The sequence below is a fragment of the Rhodococcus sp. NPDC057529 genome (assembly GCF_042802055.1).
Classification (GTDB): domain Bacteria; phylum Actinomycetota; class Actinomycetes; order Mycobacteriales; family Mycobacteriaceae; genus Rhodococcus_F.
Genome location: NZ_JBHVEY010000003.1, coordinates 395,758 through 414,648, shown reverse-complemented (window position 1 = coordinate 414,648; position 18,891 = coordinate 395,758). Strand labels below are relative to the sequence as shown.

Annotated in this window: 15 protein-coding genes; 6 read left to right on the top strand and 9 right to left on the bottom strand. The window is 64.6% G+C overall.

Translation table 11 applies throughout. The features are described from left to right. Positions 1–231: 231 nt before the first annotated feature. Positions 232–1,164, bottom strand: coding sequence for an alpha/beta hydrolase (locus ACFU5V_RS07825; RefSeq protein ID WP_378435931.1), 933 nt, complete (start codon positions 1,162–1,164; stop codon positions 232–234). 80 nt (positions 1,165–1,244) lie between these two features. Continuing rightward, entirely contained in the window at positions 1,245–1,874 is a 630-nt protein-coding gene (locus tag ACFU5V_RS07820) for an SDR family oxidoreductase (protein WP_378698166.1), read from the bottom strand. A 245-nt stretch (positions 1,875–2,119) separates the two neighbouring features. Here ACFU5V_RS07820 and ACFU5V_RS07815 point away from each other — a divergent pair, with 245 nt between their 5' ends. Further along, the gene (locus tag ACFU5V_RS07815) at positions 2,120–2,971 is read left to right on the top strand and encodes a helix-turn-helix domain-containing protein (protein ID WP_378698165.1); all 852 of its coding nucleotides are present in this window, start codon (positions 2,120–2,122) and stop codon (positions 2,969–2,971) included. Between the two features lie 925 nt (positions 2,972–3,896). Here the strand turns inward: ACFU5V_RS07815 and ACFU5V_RS07810 are convergent. The 6 genes from ACFU5V_RS07810 to ACFU5V_RS07785 all read right to left on the bottom strand — a co-directional run bounded on the left by ACFU5V_RS07810 (position 3,897) and on the right by ACFU5V_RS07785 (position 10,194). Next, positions 3,897–4,709, bottom strand: coding sequence for an SDR family NAD(P)-dependent oxidoreductase (locus ACFU5V_RS07810; RefSeq protein WP_378698163.1), 813 nt, complete (start codon positions 4,707–4,709; stop codon positions 3,897–3,899). Beyond that, a complete protein-coding gene (locus ACFU5V_RS07805; protein WP_378698161.1) occupies positions 4,706–5,938 on the bottom strand; it encodes a CaiB/BaiF CoA transferase family protein in 1,233 nt (410 codons plus the stop codon). The genes ACFU5V_RS07810 and ACFU5V_RS07805 overlap by 4 nt, the downstream gene beginning before the upstream one ends. Further along, a complete protein-coding gene (locus ACFU5V_RS07800) occupies positions 5,935–7,119 on the bottom strand; it encodes a lipid-transfer protein (RefSeq protein ID WP_378698159.1) in 1,185 nt (394 codons plus the stop codon). Before ACFU5V_RS07800 ends, ACFU5V_RS07805 begins: the two co-directional genes overlap by 4 nt. 146 nt (positions 7,120–7,265) lie before the next feature. Next, positions 7,266–8,408: an RNA-guided endonuclease InsQ/TnpB family protein gene (locus ACFU5V_RS07795; RefSeq protein WP_378698157.1), complete on the bottom strand. Its 1,143-nt coding sequence runs from the start codon at positions 8,406–8,408 to the stop codon at positions 7,266–7,268. Between the two features lie 42 nt (positions 8,409–8,450). Then, positions 8,451–8,831, bottom strand: coding sequence for a hypothetical protein (locus ACFU5V_RS07790; RefSeq protein ID WP_378435948.1), 381 nt, complete (start codon positions 8,829–8,831; stop codon positions 8,451–8,453). A gap of 4 nt (positions 8,832–8,835) precedes the next feature. Then, a complete protein-coding gene (locus ACFU5V_RS07785) occupies positions 8,836–10,194 on the bottom strand; it encodes an acyclic terpene utilization AtuA family protein (protein WP_378698155.1) in 1,359 nt (452 codons plus the stop codon). A gap of 456 nt (positions 10,195–10,650) precedes the next feature. On the opposite strand from ACFU5V_RS07785, the gene ACFU5V_RS07780 reads away from it, so the two are divergent. The 3 genes from ACFU5V_RS07780 to ACFU5V_RS07770 all read left to right on the top strand — a co-directional run bounded on the left by ACFU5V_RS07780 (position 10,651) and on the right by ACFU5V_RS07770 (position 13,519). Beyond that, positions 10,651–12,000 carry an MFS transporter gene (locus ACFU5V_RS07780; RefSeq protein WP_378698153.1) on the top strand — a complete coding sequence of 450 codons (1,350 nt, stop codon included), beginning with the start codon at positions 10,651–10,653 and terminating at the stop codon, positions 11,998–12,000. Between the two features lie 87 nt (positions 12,001–12,087). Further along, the gene (locus ACFU5V_RS07775) at positions 12,088–12,981 is read left to right on the top strand and encodes an alpha/beta hydrolase (protein ID WP_378698151.1); all 894 of its coding nucleotides are present in this window, start codon (positions 12,088–12,090) and stop codon (positions 12,979–12,981) included. 61 nt (positions 12,982–13,042) lie between these two features. Then, on the top strand, positions 13,043–13,519 hold the full coding sequence (locus ACFU5V_RS07770; protein ID WP_378698148.1) for a cupin domain-containing protein: 477 nt from the start codon (positions 13,043–13,045) through the stop codon (positions 13,517–13,519). Between the two features lie 2 nt (positions 13,520–13,521). Here ACFU5V_RS07770 and ACFU5V_RS07765 read toward each other — a convergent pair whose 3' ends face one another. Further along, positions 13,522–16,785 carry a protein kinase gene (locus tag ACFU5V_RS07765; RefSeq protein WP_378698146.1) on the bottom strand — a complete coding sequence of 1,088 codons (3,264 nt, stop codon included), beginning with the start codon at positions 16,783–16,785 and terminating at the stop codon, positions 13,522–13,524. A gap of 208 nt (positions 16,786–16,993) precedes the next feature. On the opposite strand from ACFU5V_RS07765, the gene ACFU5V_RS07760 reads away from it, so the two are divergent. Both ACFU5V_RS07760 and ACFU5V_RS07755 read left to right on the top strand, forming a co-directional pair. Continuing rightward, on the top strand, positions 16,994–17,422 hold the full coding sequence (locus ACFU5V_RS07760; protein ID WP_378698145.1) for a MarR family winged helix-turn-helix transcriptional regulator: 429 nt from the start codon (positions 16,994–16,996) through the stop codon (positions 17,420–17,422). Continuing rightward, on the top strand, positions 17,406–18,891 hold a 1,486-nt coding region (locus ACFU5V_RS07755), incomplete at its 3' end, for an MFS transporter (protein WP_378698143.1). The genes ACFU5V_RS07760 and ACFU5V_RS07755, both read left to right, overlap by 17 nt.

The window sequence follows — 18,891 nt, the reverse complement described above, 5'->3', positions numbered from 1 at the left end:
GGATGGGATCCGGGAGTTTGAAGAAAAGGGGGGGGGGGGAGGGTTGTGCCTCTTCCCCCTCTTTTAGGTACTCCACGCGCGGGGAACGAGGCCACTCCAGGCACCCCTTGTGCATCACCCGGTCGAGGGAAAGCGCCCGTCGCGGTCAGGTGATCGGTCAGGTGATATTGGCTGGATTCGAGACTGGGTGGGTTACCGTCTCGGGCATCGATAACCCACCCCGCGTCAATATCAGAGGTGCTTCTTGTAGAAGGGAATCAGCTTGTCGAGGGCGATCTTGACGGGTTCGGGCTTGTCGTAGAGGTCGTAGTGCGAGAATCCCTCGGCCACAACGAGTTCCTTGTCCTTCGATGCTGCGCGCCGAATGATTTCCAGGCCGTCGCGGTACGCTCCGAACGCGCCGGGTTTGTCACCGACGACAATGCACATCGGCTGGGTCAGGAGCACTTCGGCGCGGTTGAAAGCATCCCAGCCGACGGCGGTGGCCTGGTGGGAGAACAGCGATCGATTGAGACCGTGCGGTTTCTGTCCGCGGTCGGTGCGGTAGTACTCGGTCGCCTCGTACACGTCGATCTCGGTCAGACCCTTTTCTTTGGCGACCTCCGGGGAAGGCGGCAGCAAGTCGTCCACCCGCAACTCCGCGCCACGCGCTTCGGCGGTGCGCTGCGCGGCCATGGCCTCGAGGGCGCCGATGGGGTTGTAGCCGGTGAAGGACTCGTGCATCAGCCGACCGTAGTTCGCGCCCGTGACCGTGCCCAGGGCCTTGATCCGGCGCTCGGTCATCGTGGCGTTGACCGCGTAGCCGCCCGCGCCACAGATTCCGAGGACGCCGATTCGATCGTCGTCCACGTAGGGCAGCGTGACCAGGTAGTCGATGACGTAGCTGAAGTCCTGGACCCGGAATGTGGGGTCCTCGAGGAAGCGCGGCTCGCCGCCGCTGGCGCCCTGGAAGCTCGCGTCGAACGCGAGCACCACGAACCCCTCCGCGGCAAGGGCGCTGCCGTAGACGTTGCCGGAGGTCTGCTCCTTGCAGCTCCCGATGGGATGGGCGCTGATGACGACCGGGTACTTGTTGGACTTGTCGAACCCTGGAGGGAAGTAGATGTCTGCTGCGATATCCCAGTACAGCGCCTTGATGCTCACGGTCTCGATGTTGTCGGTCATTGTGGGGTGCCTTTCTTGTGTGCGTGTGTTCTGTTCGGTGACGTAACTGCTCACCGGGGGAACGAGTTTGGCGTGGGCATTCACATGAATGCGGGCCGGTCCCCGTCTGTCCCAGGTTTGTCGACACCGAGGTTCGTCCGGCTCCAGGTGTCCGGGGAGCTGATGATGTCGGCTATCAGTGCGGCGACGCTCTTGCGGGAGACCTCTGTGCCCTTGAACGGTTCATTCCGTTGCGTGACCTCGTACGAGATCTCGTCGTTGTCTGTGAGCCAGGCAGGCCGCAGGATCGTGTAGTCGAGGGTGGACGCCTCGATCGTGTCGGCGGCCGCGCGATAGGTGTCCAGGACGCTGCCGATCTGGCGTCGATTCCATTGCCCGAACGGGCCGGGTACTTCGTCGTAGATACCGAGAGCGGTCACGAAGATCAGGCGTTGCACCCTCTGGCTCTGCATCGCCGCGACAATGCGCTCGGCTTGGGTGTCGATTTCACCTGCGAGATTTGCATAGACGATGTCCTGACCGCGCACGGCCTCGGCCACTGCCTCCTCGTTGCGTGCATCGCCCTCGACGACCTGTGCGGCGTCGGGTGCTCCAGCGAGTCGACTCGCGTCGCGCACGAACAGCGTCAGGTCTATTTCCTTCCCGGCGAGCATCTCGACCGCCCACCGTGCGATTCGTCCGTTGGCGCCGATGATCAGCACCTTCGTCATTTCGATGTTCCTCCTGGTCGAGTGTGTTCTCCCGCCCACCGAACGAACCGCCGTCACCTCGGCGAGGTGTTTCCGGTGCGGGCGAGGGGGCGAGCAATTCCGGCGCGAACTGCGCCGGGCGCTTCGGGCGGATCGCTGTGCCACCGATATTGCCTCACTCCATGGGACTGCACAGCGGCCAATTTTGTCCAGGGACAAATTGTCCCCCTATACATGGTTCAGGTTCGTTTGCCATCATTCGTAATGTGAATGCGCACAACGAGCAGGTCGAGCGCCGTACCGAGATCGGTGATTTCCTCAAAACCAGGCGTCTGGCCATACAACCGGAGGACGTCGGGTTGTCCCGGGACTCCGGCCGACGCCGTCGGGCACAGGGCCTCCGCCGGGAAGAAGTCGCGGCGCTGGCGGCGATCAGCACCGACTACTACGCCCGCATCGAGCAGGGGCGCCGTGGGGCGCCGTGGCCGACCCTGGAAACCATCGCCAGCGCGTTACGTCTGGACCAGGCAGCCCGTGACTATCTTCTCGAACTGTCGATGCGCCCTCCTGCACAGCCGCGTCAGCGCAAAGCCCAGCGCGCATCACCGCACCTGCTGCGACTGCTCGACGATCTCGCAACGATTCCGGCGCTGCTACTCGGCCGGAGAATGGACGTGCTCGGATGGAACGCGATGGCAGCCGCGTTGATGGTCACCGATTTCGATCAGTTGCCGGCGCGCCAACGTAATTACGTGAGAATGGTATTCACCGATCCCGCGGTACGACGTCTCTATCCCGACTGGGAACAATCTGGTCGACTCTGCGTCGCGCTGCTCCACATGGAAGTCGCGCGTGATCCGCACGACCCGCGGCTCACGGAACTTGTCGGGGAGCTGTCCATCCAGGACGTCGACTTCAGGCGCTGGTGGAGCGACCATCAGGTCGCGATTCGCAACCGCGGTGTCAAACGGTTCAACCACCCGGAGGTCGGTGAAATCACCCTCGACTGGGACACACTGGCATGTGTGGGCGACCCCGATCAACAACTCATCACCTGGAGTGCAGAGGCCGGGACGACCTCGCACGACCGACTCATGGCACTTCGCCCAAGGCACTGACTACCGGCTGGCCCCTGCTCCTGCTCCGTGGCACTCATCGTTCATCGCATCGTCACCCGGGAACCATCCCGACATACGGTCACACTTCTCGGTCAGTCGCCTTCGATGCTGTCGAGGACGTCGGCAGCAGCCTCGAGGTGAGTGTGGGCGATACGGTGAGCAGTGATGCCGCCGCCGCTGTTCACCCTCCTCGCCGGCGCAGTGGTGTGGGGGGACGTCCCCGTGGACCGTCGGATTCTCCATCGGCGCCACTATTCTCCTGGCGGTGTGGGCACTCCTCGAACTGCGGACCGACCATCCATTGATCAACCTGCGCGTACTACGCGACAGGGATGTGCTGGTCGCCGCATCACCCTCCCCCTGTTCTGGGCCGGATTCGTGATGCTGCCCCTTACGGTGGCCAGTGTCGGGGAGAACCAGTTTGTCCGGATTCTGGCGCACCGCTGGCGCATGCGGACATTCTGCTTGGCACAACGTACGCCGCCATGCCGCCCTGATCGCACGCACCGTCGCAGCCACCGAACTCGGCAGTGCTGTCAGCTTCAACCAGGTGCTCCGCACCGTCGGCGGGTCCGTTTGCAGCGCCGTCTCCGGTGCCGTGCTCGGCGCGCATCTCGCTCGGGACCCGCATCCCACCGAGACCGGAATCGGCACCGCCCTCACCCTCGACGCGCCGGCCTGTGCGGCGGTAACCGTCGCGCTTGTCACCAACCGCGTGACAGCACCACACCCACCGAGCGTCGCACTCGAGTCGACGCGGTTCGACCCACCAGCATCAGAAGGCGGCCCCATCGGCATCCGTGAAATACACTGTTCGCCAACACGAATCGGTGCACACCGGCGGGACTCTTCGCGTGTGACGTCCGCACACGATTCGAGACCGGTTGCGAATCCGGCAGTCCAGACCGCGGCATACGGATGCCGATCAGTGAAGGGTGAGGCCTCCGGTAGGGCTGAGTACCGCGCCCGTCAAATACCTCGATTCGTCGGACGCGAGAAAACTCACCACGTCACCGATATCCGGAGGTGAGGCGATACCGAATGGTGCCCTCTCGACTATCTTCTCGTACTGTCGACGGTGCGCCACGGAGACGGCGTCATCGTGATCGAACGCAGCCTGCCACGACGGTGTGTCCCGGACGACAGTCACGCACACGCAGTTGACTCGGATCTTGTCTCTGGAGAGTTCCTTCGACAACAGTTTGCTCACCTGGATCAACCCGGCCGAGAATGCTGCGATGCCCGTCTGCCCCGGAGTCGGTGCACGTCCGCCCTCCGAGGTAACAAATACCACCGACCCACCGTTCTCCCGCAGGTACGGCACCGACGCCTGCACCACCGCCAGCTTTCCGAGCAAAGCTTGACCTGCGAAATTCGTGACCCGTTCCAGATCGATGCCTGCGAACGGCCCACGGACCTTCGGATCGCGCGCCTGCTCGTCAAACCCGCCGGCATTGGGCACGACGATGTCGATACGACCGAACTGCTCGACGACGGACTGGGTCAACGTCCGCATATCGCTGGTTGACCCGACGTCCCCGGATTGGAAGTGCGCGTTTCCGCCTGCCGCGCGGATCTCGTCGACCACGTATGCAGCTCGCTCCTCGCTGCGCCCGTTGACAACCACGGTCGCTCCGCGAGCGCCCAATCTGGCGGCAATACCGCGCCCGATCCCGCCGGACCCGCCGGTGACGATCGCGACTTTCCCTTCGAGGTCCGACACCACCCGCTCACTCATCGGGCACCCACCACATCGCACTGTCCGAGCTCGTCGGTCACCGCACCGGATGCGAGGAGCGTGCCGATTTCGCCTTCACTCACTCCGGCCTCACGCGAGAGCTGGACCGAGTGCTCTCCGAGCCGTGGCGCCGGATGGCGGACCGCCGGGGCACAGGAGCTCCATGTCTGCGGGATGCCGAGTGAATTGATCCTGCCTTCGGACGGATGTTCTTCGACAAACGAGAAGCCGGTCTGCCGCAGGTGAGGATCATCGAGTGCCCCTGCGGGAGTGTTCGTCTCGATCGCCGGGACATCTGCAGCCGCCAGGTCGGCCAGCCATTCGTCCGCCGGACGTGTTGTAAAGATGTCCGACAGAAGACGCAGCAACTCCGGCATGTTCTCGGCGCGGGTGTGCACGTCGGCGAATTTCGGATGGTCGGCCAAGTCTGGACGGCCCGCGACCTGAAAGAAGCTCCGCCAGTGCTTGTCGATGTAAATGCTGACAGCGACGTACCGCCCGTCCTTCGTCCGGTACGGACGACGGTCCGGATTCATCGTCCGCGCATAGCCCCAGTCGCCAATCGGCGGATCGAAAGAGTGCCCCCACAGGTGGTCCCCGAGAACCAACTGCGCGAATGTCTCGAACATCGGAACCTGGACTTCTTGCCCAACACCCGTGACGTTGCGGTGATAGAGCGCAGCACAGACAGCCATCGCGGTAGATATGCCGACCACCCGGTCTGCGATCGGTGTGGCGACGAACTCCGGGCTACCAACCTTCCGGTTCTGCAATGCAGCCATTCCCGACGCCGCCTGAATCAGATCGTCATACGCAGGGCGGTCCGCATAGGGCCCGCTCTGGCCGAAACCCATCGCGCCGGCGTAGACGATCCGTGGATTGATTTCGCGCACATCGTCATAGGAGAACCCGAGCGAACGCATTGCTTTCGGACGCATGCTGTACAAGAACACGTCAGCGCCGGCGATCATCCGGCGAAGCACCGATGCCCCACCCTCCGATTTCAAATCGAGCACGATCGACCGCTTGTTACGATTCAAGTGCAGAAAGTTCGAACTCATCCCCACGTTCCGCGCCGGACCGACCCTGCGGATCGTGTCCCCACCGCCGGATTCGATTTTCCACACGTCGGCGCCCATGTCCGCCAGGTGCAAAGACGCGAACGGCCCCATCACGTTCGAAGTGAGATCGAGGACCCTGACCCCGTCGAGCGGACCGGAGACGGTCATGACACCCTCCGATACATGGTGACGACGCACGCGCCCCCCAGCCCGATATTGTGCTGTAGGCCGATCCGTGCATCTTCGACCTGCCGCTGTCCTGCCGTGCCGCGCAGGTGCCAGACGAGCTCGGCGCATTGCGCAAGACCGGTCGCACCGAGCGGATGGCCCTTGGACATCAGCCCACCGGATGGGTTCACCACATACTTGCCTCCGTAAGTGTTGTCCCCGTTCAGAATGAGCTTCTCCGCAGTACCTTCGGCGCACAGGCCCAGGCCTTCGTAGCTGATGACTTCGTTCGGCGTGAAGCAGTCGTGCAACTCGACGACGTCGACGTCCTCGGGGCCGACGCCGGCCGATTCGTACACTTCTGCCGCCGCACGGCGCGTCATGTCGGCGCCGACCAGGTTGATCAGGTCGACCGAACTGGCCTCGGTGTCGGTGGTCATCGACTGCCCGATTATCTCGACACCGCCCGCAAGTCCGTGTCGCTGGGCGAAGGCTTTGCTGACCACGATCGCAGCTGCCGCTCCGCAAGTGGGGGGGCACGCCATGAAGCGGGTCAGATACGGGAACAGGCTCGGCGCTTCCATCACCTGATCGACGGTCAGAGGCTTGGTGAACAGCGCATACGGGTTGTTACTCGCGTGGGTACGGGACTTGACCGCAACTCGCGCAAAGATGTCCGGATTCGCACCGTACCGCTCGATGTACTCCCACCCGGCCGCGCCGAATGCCTGGATCGCACGTGGGGCATCGGTCGGCAGCTCCGGATGCAGCTCCACCCGACGCTCGTGAATCCAGCCCACCGGAGACGTCCGATCAGGGAACGCGCTGCCGAGGGCACCCGGTGTCATCTCCTCGAATCCGAACGCCAGCGCGCAGTCCACGATCCCGGTCTCGACTGCCTGGCGGGCGAGCATGAGCGCGGACGAACCGGACGCGCAGTAGTTGTTCAAGTTGTACACGGGAATGCCGGACATCCCGACCGAGTACACCGCGCGCTGACCACACGTACTGTCGCCGTACACATAGCCGGCGAATGCCTGCTGTACCAGGGAGTAGTCGATTCCCGCGTCGGCGAGGGCCCCGCGGATCGCCTCCGCAGCCATCACCTCGTACGGGTCGTGTGCGCCGGGCTTGGCGAATTTCACCATGTTGACGCCGACAACTTGCGCTTTGTCACTCATCTCGGGATCTCCGAACTCTTGTCGATTGTGCAGTACTGAATCGAACCGATCAGTGCTTGACGTCCTCTCGGCCGTGAACTACCGAGATTCCCCTCGAAACTCACGTCCCGAGGTTCCTGTTTCACCGACAGTCGCCGCCCCGCACGTTATGTGCGGGGTGGTCTCACACCGTCTCCGCAGGCTGCCACCGCCAGTCCGACGGCCAAAATATTCCTCGCCGCATTCACATCCCGGTCGTGGACGACGCCGCACCGGCACGCCCACTCCCGCACATTCAGCGGCATCGCCGAAGCGACCTCCCCGCACACCGAGCAGGTCTTCGACGACGGACAGAACCGGTCGACCGCCACCACCCGCCGCCCGTACCAGTCGGCCTTGTACTCGAGCATCGACCGGAACTCGGACCACCCCGCATCCGAGATCACCCGAGACAACGACCGATTCTTCACCATGTTCCGCACACTCAGATCCTCGATGGCGATCACTTGGTTTTCGCGCACCAAACGAGTGGAGAGTGTGTGCAGATAATCACGGCGCCGATCAGCGATCCGGCCATGAATCTTCGCGACCTTCAGTCGGGCCTTGGCCCGGTTACGGGACCCTTTCTCCTTCTTGGCGAGCACCCGTTGCGCCTTCGCCAACCGCACACGGTCCCTGCGCTCATGGCGCGGGTTGGTGATCTTCTCCCCCGTCGAGAGCGTGTACAGGCTCGTGATCCCGGCATCGAGCCCGACCACCCGATCGACCGGCTCGAGTTCGGGAATCATGTCCTCGACGAGGATCGAAATATGGTACTGACCGCGAGCATTGCGCGAGACCGTCACCTGCGACGGCACAGCCCCCTCCGGCAGCGGCCTCGACCACCGAATATCCAGGGGTTCGGACTGCTTGGCCAACCGGAGCTGCCCACCGCGGTAGGTGAAGCAGTTCGAGAAGTAGGTCGCCGAATCCTTCGACTGACCCTTCTTCTTGAACTGCGGGTAGCGGGTCTGCTTGCGCCAGAACTTCTCGAACGCACCCTGCAACTGCCGCAGCGACTCCTGCAGCGGCCCCTTCGACGGCTCCGCCAACCACGCGGTCTCCGCGTCCCGCTTCCACCCGGTGAGCATCGTCGAGGTATCCGCGTATGTCACCCGACGCTGCTCCTGCGCCCAGGTCCGCGTCCGCTCGGCCAGTGCCCGGTTGTAGACATACCGGGTGCACCCGAACGTCCGAGCAAGCTGTTCCGCCTGCACCACAGTCGGATAGAAACGAAACTTGAACGCCCGCTTGACCACCCTCCCCGCCATGACCGAAGACACTAGCCACACGGTCCGACAAATCCAGATCGGCTATCCCCGGCCCTGAAGGACCGGGTCTGCGCCGAAAGACTCACGGATCAAGTGCAGATCGGGCTCGGCGACCTCGAAATCGATGCGCAGCAGGGCCTGGCACATCGTCTTGCCGGTGAAGTCGGCACGCAGACTACGCGTGGCTCCGCCGCCGAGTGCATTGCGCAGAACGAAATTCATCGCTTCCAGGGTGCGCACCTCGTAGCGGTCCACCTCGCCCTTGACCATCTCGCCGAAGAACTCCTTGACCACGTCTGCGGTCAGGTACTCCAGGATCAGCGGGTAAAAGCGCTTCTCCTTGGCAATGACAGCGATATTGCAGATGTCGCCCTTGTCGCCGGAGCGGGCGTAGGCGATGTCGTTCAAATGGATACGGCTCATGTCGTCACAGTTCCCTAGTCTCGACGGTCTGCGAGATCTCCTCGCGCGGAATCAAGGTCGGCCACAGTGCGAAAACCTCGCGCGGCGGCGGAGTGTTGAGCTGACCGGTCGATCCGATCGGGCCGGTGCCCATCAGCATCACGCATTCGCGAGCTACCTTCGCTGCCTCTGCACGCTCGGCGCACTTGGCCGCGACGCGAATACGGACCTCGTTGATGTCCGGGTCCGGAGCGGGCGACGCCGACCAGTGGCACGAGTTGACGCCGATCATGTCGAACCGGACTTCCTCGGCATCGAGGTTTACCATCTCCAGACGCTTCTTGATGATCTCGATCGACCGCTCGGCCTTTTCGACGGCGTCCGGCCAGGTCACCGACGACTCGGCCTCGCCGATGAAACCGTCCATGTAGGCGATGCCCGCCTTGAGGGTGTCCGGACGTGGCTTGCCCTTGGCGCCCCATACCTTGACACGGTCCTTGGCGACCTCGTCCATCTCGACGTTGGTGAAATCCGTGATCACCTCAGGCATCAGGTAGTTTCCCGGGTCGTGCACTTCGTACAGGAGGTGCTCGGTCAAGGTGACCTGGTTGATGACGCCGCCGGTGCCGTCCACTTTGGTGATGAACAGTTCACCGCTCTCGTTGACCTCGGCGATCGGGTAACCGATATTCCAGGGCTCGGGAATCTCGCGCCACAGGCTCGAGATCCCGCCGCTGCACGCCGCGCCACACTCGATCAGATGTCCGGCGAGGATGCCGATCGCGAGGTTGTCCCACTCGTCCCACTTCCAGCCGAACTCGTGGACGAGCGGGGCCAGAATAGCCGCGTCGTCGGTGGCTCGATCGGAGATGATGATGTCGCAGCCCGCTTCGAGCGCCTCCACGTAACCGTAGGCGCCGGAGTAGACATACGATCCCACGATCTTGTCGCGCACTCGGCCGAGATCCGCGTCGCCGTTGTCGAGGTTGGTGAACTGGACTCCGTTGTCGAGAAGTTCCTCGACCTTGGCCTGAACATCGTTGGTGGTGACGATACCCACCTTCAGCTTGGTGATCCCGAGTTCCTTCGCGGTGGTCAGGATCGTGTCAGCACAGGCCTGCGGATTGGCAGCACCCGCGTTGGTCAAGATCTTGATGCCCTTTTCCAGACAGATCGGCAGCACACCACGGACCACAGCGCGGATCGACGGGACATAGCCGCGCGACGCATCCTTGCGCTGCATCTTCTGCAGGGACGGGATGGTCGGCTCGCCCAGGAAGTCGTATGCGAGGTACTGCACGTCACCGTGCTTGGCAATCTCGATCGCAGGGTCCAGATTGTCGCCCCAGAATCCACTTCCAGATCCGATCCGAATCTTCTTCATACTGTGTCCTCTTCCATTGCTGAATGTGTCGTCTCGAGGGCCGTGGCCCGGCTCCGCCGAGAAACTCGTTGAGCTCGGCGTCATCCCGGCCGACGGCCCGACCGCGCACTGGACCGGCGGTCGCTCGCCGTAGTCCTGATGTGAGGGTCGTCGAGCAGCATCTCCGGGGTGTTCCTCGCGGTAGCCGGGATGTCTGCCTGACCGAGGGCCTCGACCCATTCTGCTGTCGACTTGGCGGCGAGCACCTTGTGTCCGAGTTTATGACTCACCCAATCGCCGATCAATTGACTTCTGACGAAGTTCGAATTCAGGTTTTCCGAAGGACCCTCTGATTGCCGTGGACCGAATTCGAACTTCGAGATTTTTCAGTCGATTCGATGCTGCCTCTCATGTTTCATGAGTGTGAGCCGAGTTACATGCCGGCTTGCAGTCATTCTCCCGACATGAAAGCAACACATGCCCACTTCGCTCACCCCCAGCGCGTCAGCCTCTCGTGGCCCCGGTCTGGTGTTGGCCCTGTGTTTCGCCACGATTCTCGCTGACGGATACGACCTGATCGTCTTCGGTGCAACTCTGCCCTCGCTCATGCACCAGTGGGGGCTGGAAAAATCTGCACTGGCGGACGTTCACAGCATGACTCTGTGCGGCCTGATGGTCGGCTTCCTCGTCGCCGGTACTCTCGCCGACCGCATCGGGCGGCGCGCCGTGATCTTGGCTGGTGTCACCTGGTTCTCATTGTTGTGCCTGGTGTGTGCGTTCGCGCCCAGCTTCACGGTCTTCGGAATCGGCCGCGTTCTCTCCGGCGTCGGACTCGGTGCTGTCGTCCCCGCCGCGGTAGCCCTGGCCAGTGAGTTCGCAACCGCCCGGCGCAAGCAGCTGTTCAATGGAATCACCCTTACCGGATACCCGATCGGCGGTGTCCTCGCCACGGTCGCCGCGCTGATCGTGCTTCCCGGTGCGGATGCGCTCGCGAAATCCACGCCACCGTCCGAGCAGTGGCGGCTCCTGTATTTGCTTGGCGGTGCGCTGATCGTCCTCGTCCCGATCCTGTATTTCGCGCTCCCCGAATCGCCGAGCCTCCTCGCTGCGCGTGGCCGCGACGAGGAAGCACGCGCGGTCGCCAATCGGTTCGGCATCGAACTCAATGCGACAGAAGCCCGTCCAGCAGATCAGGCGAAGGGCGGCATACGACTGCTCCTGTCGCGTCGATACCTGTTTGCCACGGCAATCTTTACGGCGGTGATGTTCTGCTGCCAGATTCTCGTCTACGGCCCGAACACCTGGCTGCCGAGTATGACCAAGGAATTGGGTTTCGGTGGAACACAAGGAATTCTGGCGCTGATGATGCTGCAGTTCGGTGCGGTCGTGGGCACGATCGTCGGCGCCTTGCTCGTGGACCGGGGTGGTGCGACGCGGACCGTAGTCCCGTACTTCCTCCTCGGAGCCGTCGCTCTGCTGGCGCTCGCGTTCGGTACCGAACTCGGTGCGGCCGGCCTCTTCGTCGCCGCTTTCGCAGCGGGCGTCGGAACCGTTGGCACCAGCACGCTCATGTACGGCGTGATCGCTGCACACTATCCGACAGCAATTCGGGGATCCGCAATCGGATTCTGCCTGGGCATCGGCCGAATCGGTGCGATCCTCGGCCCTCAGATCGGCGCGCTGTTCGCGACGCCACGCGCAGGTCTCCTCGCATTCATGGTCCCCTCTCTCGCCGGTGCCGGACTGGTTCTCGTCCTCGCCGCGAGCACGCGGAATCGACACGTGAACGACAGTGCCCAAGACGACCTGGCCGACAGCCGGGCATGACATTCACCAAAAATCCACTGAGCGCCATGAACCACTACTGGCATCGCATTGTCCGACACACCGAGAAACGAAGGTCAGGTACCCACGATGTCGACTGAATTCGCTGATCCCCTCCGCACTCTCTACCTGGATTGGGTCGCCCGCATGCAGGCCGACCCGGAGATGTCGGTGCAGGTCATGCGGGACATGCAGGAGGGGTGGCACACCGTCGCAACCGAACCGAAGGGGGTCAGCTACGAGTCGGTCGACATCGACGGACTCTCCGCCGTGTGGAGCATTCCGGCGGACGCCGATCCGGCAACGGTCGTCCTCTACTTCCACGGCGGGGGTTTCATCACCGGATCCGCCCACTCGCATCGGAAGATGGCCGGTCACCTCGCACGAGAAATCGGTTCTCGCGTCCTGCTCGTCGACTATCGACGCGCACCGGAGCACGCCTATCCCGCTCAGGTCGACGATGGGGTCACGGCGTTTCGGTGGCTGATCGATCAGGGCTTCGCACCGAACCGGATTGTCAGTGCGGGTGACTCTGCAGGCGGGACACTCGCGCTCGCGCTCGTCGTGAGTCTCCGAACCCGAGGCCTACCGACCCCCGGAGCAGTGGTGACCTTCTCTCCCGGACTCGACTGGGACGGCGAGTGGATGGTCAACGAAGAGAACGACATACTCGCGAGCAAGGCCATCATCGTGGCGATGGGCTCACTCGCCTTCGGTGATCGCAGCACCAAGGACCCGCTCTGCAACCCGACGTACGCCGATCTCGCTGGATTCCCCCCGGTGTACCTGTCGGCGGGCGGGCACGAGAATCTGCTCGGCGGCATACGGAAATTCGTCGAGGCGGCCGACGCCGCGGGTGTCGAGGTGACGCTCGACGTCGCTCCGAGCAGACAGCATGTTCACACGTTCGCGGTGGGCAATGACCCCGAGGCCGACCGGACGATCACCGAATCCGCCGCCTGGGCCCGGGAGCGGTTGGGCTGACAGCCGACCCCTTGTCTGTGTTCGGTCACGTCACACTCACACCCCGGAAGAAGAGCGAAAGATGAAGCACCAGGCACGACGTGTTGTCACCGGCCATGATTCGGACGGCCGCTCGGTCGTCCTTTCCGATTCGATCGTCGAAGCGTTCGAAGCGTCCCCTACCGCGTTCGCGACACGGCTGTGGGCCACCGACACGTTTCCGTCCGACAATGCGGATCCGCGGGACGGAGCGGAGTTGATCGAGACGTACTCGACCGCGGACGGAACCGCCTTCTACATCGTGGACTGGGCTCCGAACAGTGAGTTCCCGTTCCATCGAACCCAGAGCCTCGACTACGGCGTCGTGATCAGCGGTCAACTCGAAGCAGTGCTGGATGGCGGAGACGTCGCGGTGTTGACCACCGGCGACAGCATCGTCCAGCGCGGGACCATGCACGTCTGGCGCAACTCCACCGACCAGTGGGCACGAACGGTGTTCGTTCTGGTCGGGACCTCACCGGTCACCGTCGGCGGACAAACCCTCGAAGCCAACATGTAACCCTAACCGTGCGTCCGCTCCACGACCCAGGCCGCGACCTGGGTCCGTGAGGTGAAGCCCAGTTTCGCCAGGATGTGCTCCACGTGTCCTTGTGCGGTGCGGGGTGAGATCACGAGGCGGTCGGCGATGGCCTGATTGGTCAGGCCTTCGGCGATGAGGCCGGCGACCTGGCGTTCCCGCTTCGTCAGTCGCGCCGGCGCGTCGGTGTCGGGTGTGGAGGTCCCGGGCGGTTGCTCGCGGAGGGCGTAGGCGATGGCCGCGTCGAAGCCGAGTTGTTCACCTTTGCGCTTGGCTTCTGCGAATGCTTTGTCGCCGACTTCTTTCCGGGCATTCTCGGCGCATTCCTCGTGGTGGACGATCAGGTTGGAATGGATGACGGCGGAACTTCCGATCGCCCGCGCCAGCTCGTCGGCGGCCCCCAGCAGCACGGCGGCCCGGAGTGCGTCGTGTTGTTCGAGGCCGATCCACGCGAGGGCTGCGAGACAGGCTGCGACGACGCGCGGACTGCGCACCTGCTTGGTCAACTCCAGCGCCTCGTCGAGGAGCCGGACCGCACGATCCGCATCACCCCGCTGCCAGACGGCAATCCCCAAGGCCCACAGCGAATGAGACCGGTACATCTTCTCGCCGTACTGTTCCGTGATCGCGAGAACCCGCTCGTGGCGTTCGACGGCCTCGTCCGTCAGACCGGACATTCCATAAGCCGTCCCCAACGGGTACAGGGCGGCCACTTCGAGTGTCCGCTCTCCGCGTTCGCTGAATTCCGCGAGTGCGGGTTCGAGATGCGCGCGGGCGCGGACGGGATCACCCCCGAGAAGAGCCAGCATTCCGTCGGCGAAGGAGACGAACGCGCGCATCATGGGGTCAGTGGTCTGTGCGGCGAGCGTGCGTCCCTCCGCCACGAGCGCGGCCCCCGTCTCGAGATCGCCCTGCACGTTGGCCATCACGCTGGCGCAGTAGATCGCCTTGGCCCATTCGAGGGTGGGTGGCCCGCTCTGGCGGGCGAGTAGTTGTTCGAGCCAGCGCCGACCCTCGTTGTATGTTCCCTGGGAGCTCCAGAACAGGAACAGTGCGGTGGCGGTGCGGAGGCCGGCGGCGGGATCGTCGTCGACACTGAATTCGAGGGCCTCCCGCAGGTTCGGTTGTTCCCGCTTCAAACGGGCGATCCAGTCCAGCTGTCGGGCGCTGATCCACTCCGCGTCCGCATCCACTGCCAAGGCCTCGTACCAATCCCGGTGACGGCGGCGCAAAGTCGCGGTCTCGCCGGTCTGCTCGAGTTTCTCGTAGCCGTACTCGCGGAGCGTCTCGAGCATCCGGAACCGCACCACCGGCCCGTGTTCCTCCCGGATCAGGATCGACTTGTCGGCCAGGGACGTCAGAGTGTCGAGCAGGTCGTCCGGGCCCAAACCGTCGCCGCAGACCTGCTCCGCGGCATCGAGTTCGAAACTCCCCGCGAACACCGCCAACCGTCCCCACACCAGTTGTTCACCGGCGGTGCACAGTTCGAAACTCCAGTCCACCGACAACCGCAGGGTCTGCTGCCGCGTCGGCGCACCCCGGCTGCCGCGGGACAGCAGGGCGTAGCGGTCGGTCAGCCGCTGCAGGATCTGCTCGGGCGACATCGCCCGCAACCGGGCCGCCGCCAGTTCGATCGGCAATGGCAACCCATCGAGCCGGTGACAGATCCCCGCCACCGCCGCCGCGTTCTCCTCGGTCAGCATGAACCCGGGAACCGCCGCAGCGGCGCGGTCGGCGAACAACGTCACCGCATCGTATTTCGGCAACCCCCGCACCGACGGAGTCCGCTCCGGGTCCGGGACCCCCAGGGGCGGCACCCGCAACACCGCCTCTCCCCCGATGACCAGGGGTTCGCGGCTGGTGGCCAGGATCCGCACCCGCGGACAGGCCCGCAGCAGCAGGCCCACGAGTTCGGCGACCGCGTCCACCATCTGCTCGCAGTTGTCGAGGACCAACAGCAGTTCTCTCGACGCGAGGAACTCGATCAGCACCTCCCGCAACGGCCGCGTCGAATGATCCCGCACCCCCACCGCCGCGGCCACCGCGTCGACCAGCGACGACCCGTCACGCAGTTCGCCCAGTTCTATCAGCCGCGCACCGTCGTCGTAGTCGCGCTGGACGGCAGCCGCGACGCGCATCGCCAACCGGGTCTTGCCCACCCCGCCGATCCCGGTCAGCGTCACCAGCCGCGATCCGGCCAGCAGGTTCTTCGCCTCGGTGAGCTCGTGCCGGCGCCCCACGAAACTGGTCAGTTCCAGCGGGAGGCTTCCCGTCGCCCCCAGCGTGGACGGGCCGTGCGACCGTCCGGGATGCGAGGTCGGTTGCTCACCGTTGTTCTGCGCATCGGGTTCGGTGCGCAGTGCCATGTCGTCGACGGGGAGGTCGTGGTTGCGTTGCAGGGCCCGCAGTTCCTCGCCGAAGTCGGCAACGGTCGGCGGTCGCTGACCGGGCTCGCGGGACATCGCGCGGGCGATCACCTCGGACACATCGTCCGGAATTCCGTGCTCCCGCAGATCCGGCACCTCCTGTGTGGTGATCCGCAGAAACTGCGCGACCACCTGCTCCCCACTGCGACGCTCGAACGCGGCATGACCGGTCAGCGCACTGAACAACGTCGCCCCGAGCCCGTACACGTCCGCGGCCGGACTCGGCGGATCACCCGCGAGAACCTCCGGCGCCGTGTACGCCGGCGACCCGGTGACGACACCGGTCGCGGTCTCGAAACCGCCGGTGATGTGCGCGATGCCGAAATCCGCCAACTCCGGCTCCCCGTAATCCGAAAGCAGGATGTTCGCGGGTTTGACATCCCGATGCAGGATCCCGAGCCGGTGCGCCGTCTCCACCGCACCCGCCATCTTCACCCCCAACCGCAGCGCCTCCGCCAACGGCAAAGGCCCGCGGCGGCGGATGAGCACGTCGAGGGAATCCTGCGGGTGATACGGCATCACGATGTAGGGCAGACCGCTCGCGGTCGCCCCGACCTGCAGGATGTTGACGATGTTCGGGTGCCCGGTCATCCGGCCCATCGCCCGCTGCTCCCGGAAGAACCGGGCCTTGTTCTCCTCGTCGAGATCGACGGTGAGCACCTTCACCGCCACCGTGCGATCCAGGTCCGCCTGCGTGCAGCGGTAGACGACGCCGAAACCGCCGCGCCCGATCTCCTGGGCGTCGTCGAAGCCGGTGCCTGCCAACTCCGCGGCCGGGGACGGCGGGTACCGCTGCGTGTCGAGCGGGTCACCTTCACCCATCGGCCGGTCTACTCACTCCGTCGGCTCGTGCTGCCACGCGCTGGCCCCGACGGCATGACCAGCGCGGATACAACCGTGGACTCACCTCTCGATGACGTGCTCTCAAGGATATCGCTGACGCTGTCCGCTGCGGGCGATCCTGCGGTGGGCGGTGTGAGCCTCCCCATTTAGACAACTAAATTGATCAATTGGGTTGTACGCTTTGCTCATGATCACCGAACAGGCCACCGCGCAGGTTCTGCGGGAAGCGTTGCGCCCGATCTGGCGACAGCTCACCGCGGGCAGGACGATCTCCGTCGGCAAGATAGGTGTGCTCGCGTACCTGTCGAAGCACGGACGGACGTCGGCCTCGACACTCGCATCGGCCGAGAAGATCACGCCGCAGGCGATCGCCACGGCCGTGCGTGAACTCGAAGGTCTCGGCCTGGTGGCGCGCACCCCCGACGAGCGGGACCGGCGCCGGATCTGGATCGAGCTCACCGATGCCGGTCGCGAGAGGCTGACGCAAGAGCGGTCGAAGGGCCTGGAGTGGCTGGAACACGCCATCGCGGAGCGGTTGACGGCGGAAGAGAAAGCGACTCTGGACTCCCTGGTCCCGATTCTGCACAAGTTGGTGGACGATGCACCCACCGACTGACGCCGCGACACACCCCCGGTTACTGCCCGCCCTCGCGTATGCCGCCCTGACCACCGCGGTCGTCAGTTCCCTCGGCATGTTGCTGGTGCCCACGATCTCCCAGGACATGCACGTCGAGGTGAGCACGGGACAGTGGATGCTCACCGTCAACCTCCTGGTCGGGGCGATCGCCACGCCGATCATGGGCCGGCTGAGCGACGGACCCCACAAGAAGCGCCTGCTCCTGTGCTCCCTGGCGACGATCCTCGCCGGCTCGATCATCGCCGCGTCCGCCCCCAACTTCACCGTCTTCCTGATCGGACGCGCTTTGCAGGGACTCACGTACGGGATCGTTCCGGTGACGATCGCGCTCGCCCGCCGCTACCTCCCCGACAGCCAGGCCCGCGTCGGCATCTCGAGCCTGTCGGTGACGGTGACCACCGGCCTCGGGCTCGGATACCCCCTGACCGGCATCCTCGCCGACCTTCTCGGATTCCGCTTCGCCTTCTGGTTCGCGGCTCTTTTCCTGATCACCACCATCGTCGTCGTCTGGCGGGTGATTCCCGCGGGGCCGGACGAGCGGGCACCTCGGTGCACTCTCGACGTCCCCGGCGCTCTGCTGGTCGGAACGGGTCTCGCGTCACTGCTCGTCGGCGTCAGCGAGGGATCGCGGTGGGGATGGACCTCCCCGTGGACCATCGGATTCTTCGCCGCCGCGGCGATACTGCTGACGCTGTGGTGCGTCGTGGAACTGCGCACCCCGAATCCGCTGATCAACCTGCGGGTGCTGCGTAACGGCGACGTACTGGTCGCGAACAGCACCGCGATCGGTCTCGGCGCCACGATGTACATCGGACTCTCGATCGGCAGCCTCATCGCGCAGGCGCCCGCCTCCACCGGGTACGGCATCGCGCTGCCGCTGTTCTGGGCCGGATTCGTGATGCTTCCGCTGTCGGTGGCGAGTTTCGGCGCGAACCGACTCGTGCGCGCGCTCTCGCAGCGGGTACGCATGAGAACGCTGCTGCTCTCCGGGGCGGGACTCGTGACGGCCTCGAGCGTGCTGCTCTGGTTCGCGCACGACGAACTGTGGGAAATCCTGATCGGCATGTTCGGATTCGGCATGGGAATGGGTATGACGTATGCGGCGATGCCCGCCCTGATCGCCCGCAGTGTCGCGGACACCGAACTCGGCAGCGCCGTGAGCTTCAACCAGGTGCTGCGCACCGTCGGCGGCTCGTTCGGCAGCGCCGTCGCGGGCGCGGTGCTCGCCGCGAACCTGGCACCGGACCTGCATCCCACCGAGGGTGGGATCAGGACCGCTCTCGCCGTCGGCGCCGTCGGCTGCGCGGTCGTCTTCGCGGCGCTGCTCGTCAACAACGTGATGTCGCGGCGGGCCGGCCCAAAAACGGGGACGACGGGCGCAGAGGGGCGACGGGGGGGGGAGGCCCCCAAAACAGGAGACGCGTCCCTCCCCCCACCGAGGGGAAGAC

What these genes read in the sequence shown, in the direction of transcription:
- ACFU5V_RS07805 (WP_378698161.1), bottom strand. Translation starts at nt 5,938, where the DNA reads ATGACCGTCTCCGGTCCGCTCGACGGGGTCAGGGTCCTCGATCTCACT.
- ACFU5V_RS07800 (WP_378698159.1), bottom strand. Translation starts at nt 7,119, where the DNA reads ATGAGTGACAAAGCGCAAGTTGTCGGCGTCAACATGGTGAAATTCGCC.
- ACFU5V_RS07765 (WP_378698146.1), bottom strand. Translation starts at nt 16,785, where the DNA reads ATGGGTGAAGGTGACCCGCTCGACACGCAGCGGTACCCGCCGTCCCCG.
- ACFU5V_RS07825 (WP_378435931.1), bottom strand. Translation starts at nt 1,164, where the DNA reads ATGACCGACAACATCGAGACCGTGAGCATCAAGGCGCTGTACTGGGAT.
- ACFU5V_RS07810 (WP_378698163.1), bottom strand. Translation starts at nt 4,709, where the DNA reads ATGAGTGAGCGGGTGGTGTCGGACCTCGAAGGGAAAGTCGCGATCGTC.
- ACFU5V_RS07770 (WP_378698148.1), top strand. Translation starts at nt 13,043, where the DNA reads ATGAAGCACCAGGCACGACGTGTTGTCACCGGCCATGATTCGGACGGC.
- ACFU5V_RS07785 (WP_378698155.1), bottom strand. Translation starts at nt 10,194, where the DNA reads ATGAAGAAGATTCGGATCGGATCTGGAAGTGGATTCTGGGGCGACAAT.
- ACFU5V_RS07760 (WP_378698145.1), top strand. Translation starts at nt 16,994, where the DNA reads ATGATCACCGAACAGGCCACCGCGCAGGTTCTGCGGGAAGCGTTGCGC.
- ACFU5V_RS07790 (WP_378435948.1), bottom strand. Translation starts at nt 8,831, where the DNA reads ATGAGCCGTATCCATTTGAACGACATCGCCTACGCCCGCTCCGGCGAC.
- ACFU5V_RS07775 (WP_378698151.1), top strand. Translation starts at nt 12,088, where the DNA reads ATGTCGACTGAATTCGCTGATCCCCTCCGCACTCTCTACCTGGATTGG.
- ACFU5V_RS07820 (WP_378698166.1), bottom strand. Translation starts at nt 1,874, where the DNA reads ATGACGAAGGTGCTGATCATCGGCGCCAACGGACGAATCGCACGGTGG.
- ACFU5V_RS07795 (WP_378698157.1), bottom strand. Translation starts at nt 8,408, where the DNA reads ATGGCGGGGAGGGTGGTCAAGCGGGCGTTCAAGTTTCGTTTCTATCCG.
- ACFU5V_RS07780 (WP_378698153.1), top strand. Translation starts at nt 10,651, where the DNA reads ATGCCCACTTCGCTCACCCCCAGCGCGTCAGCCTCTCGTGGCCCCGGT.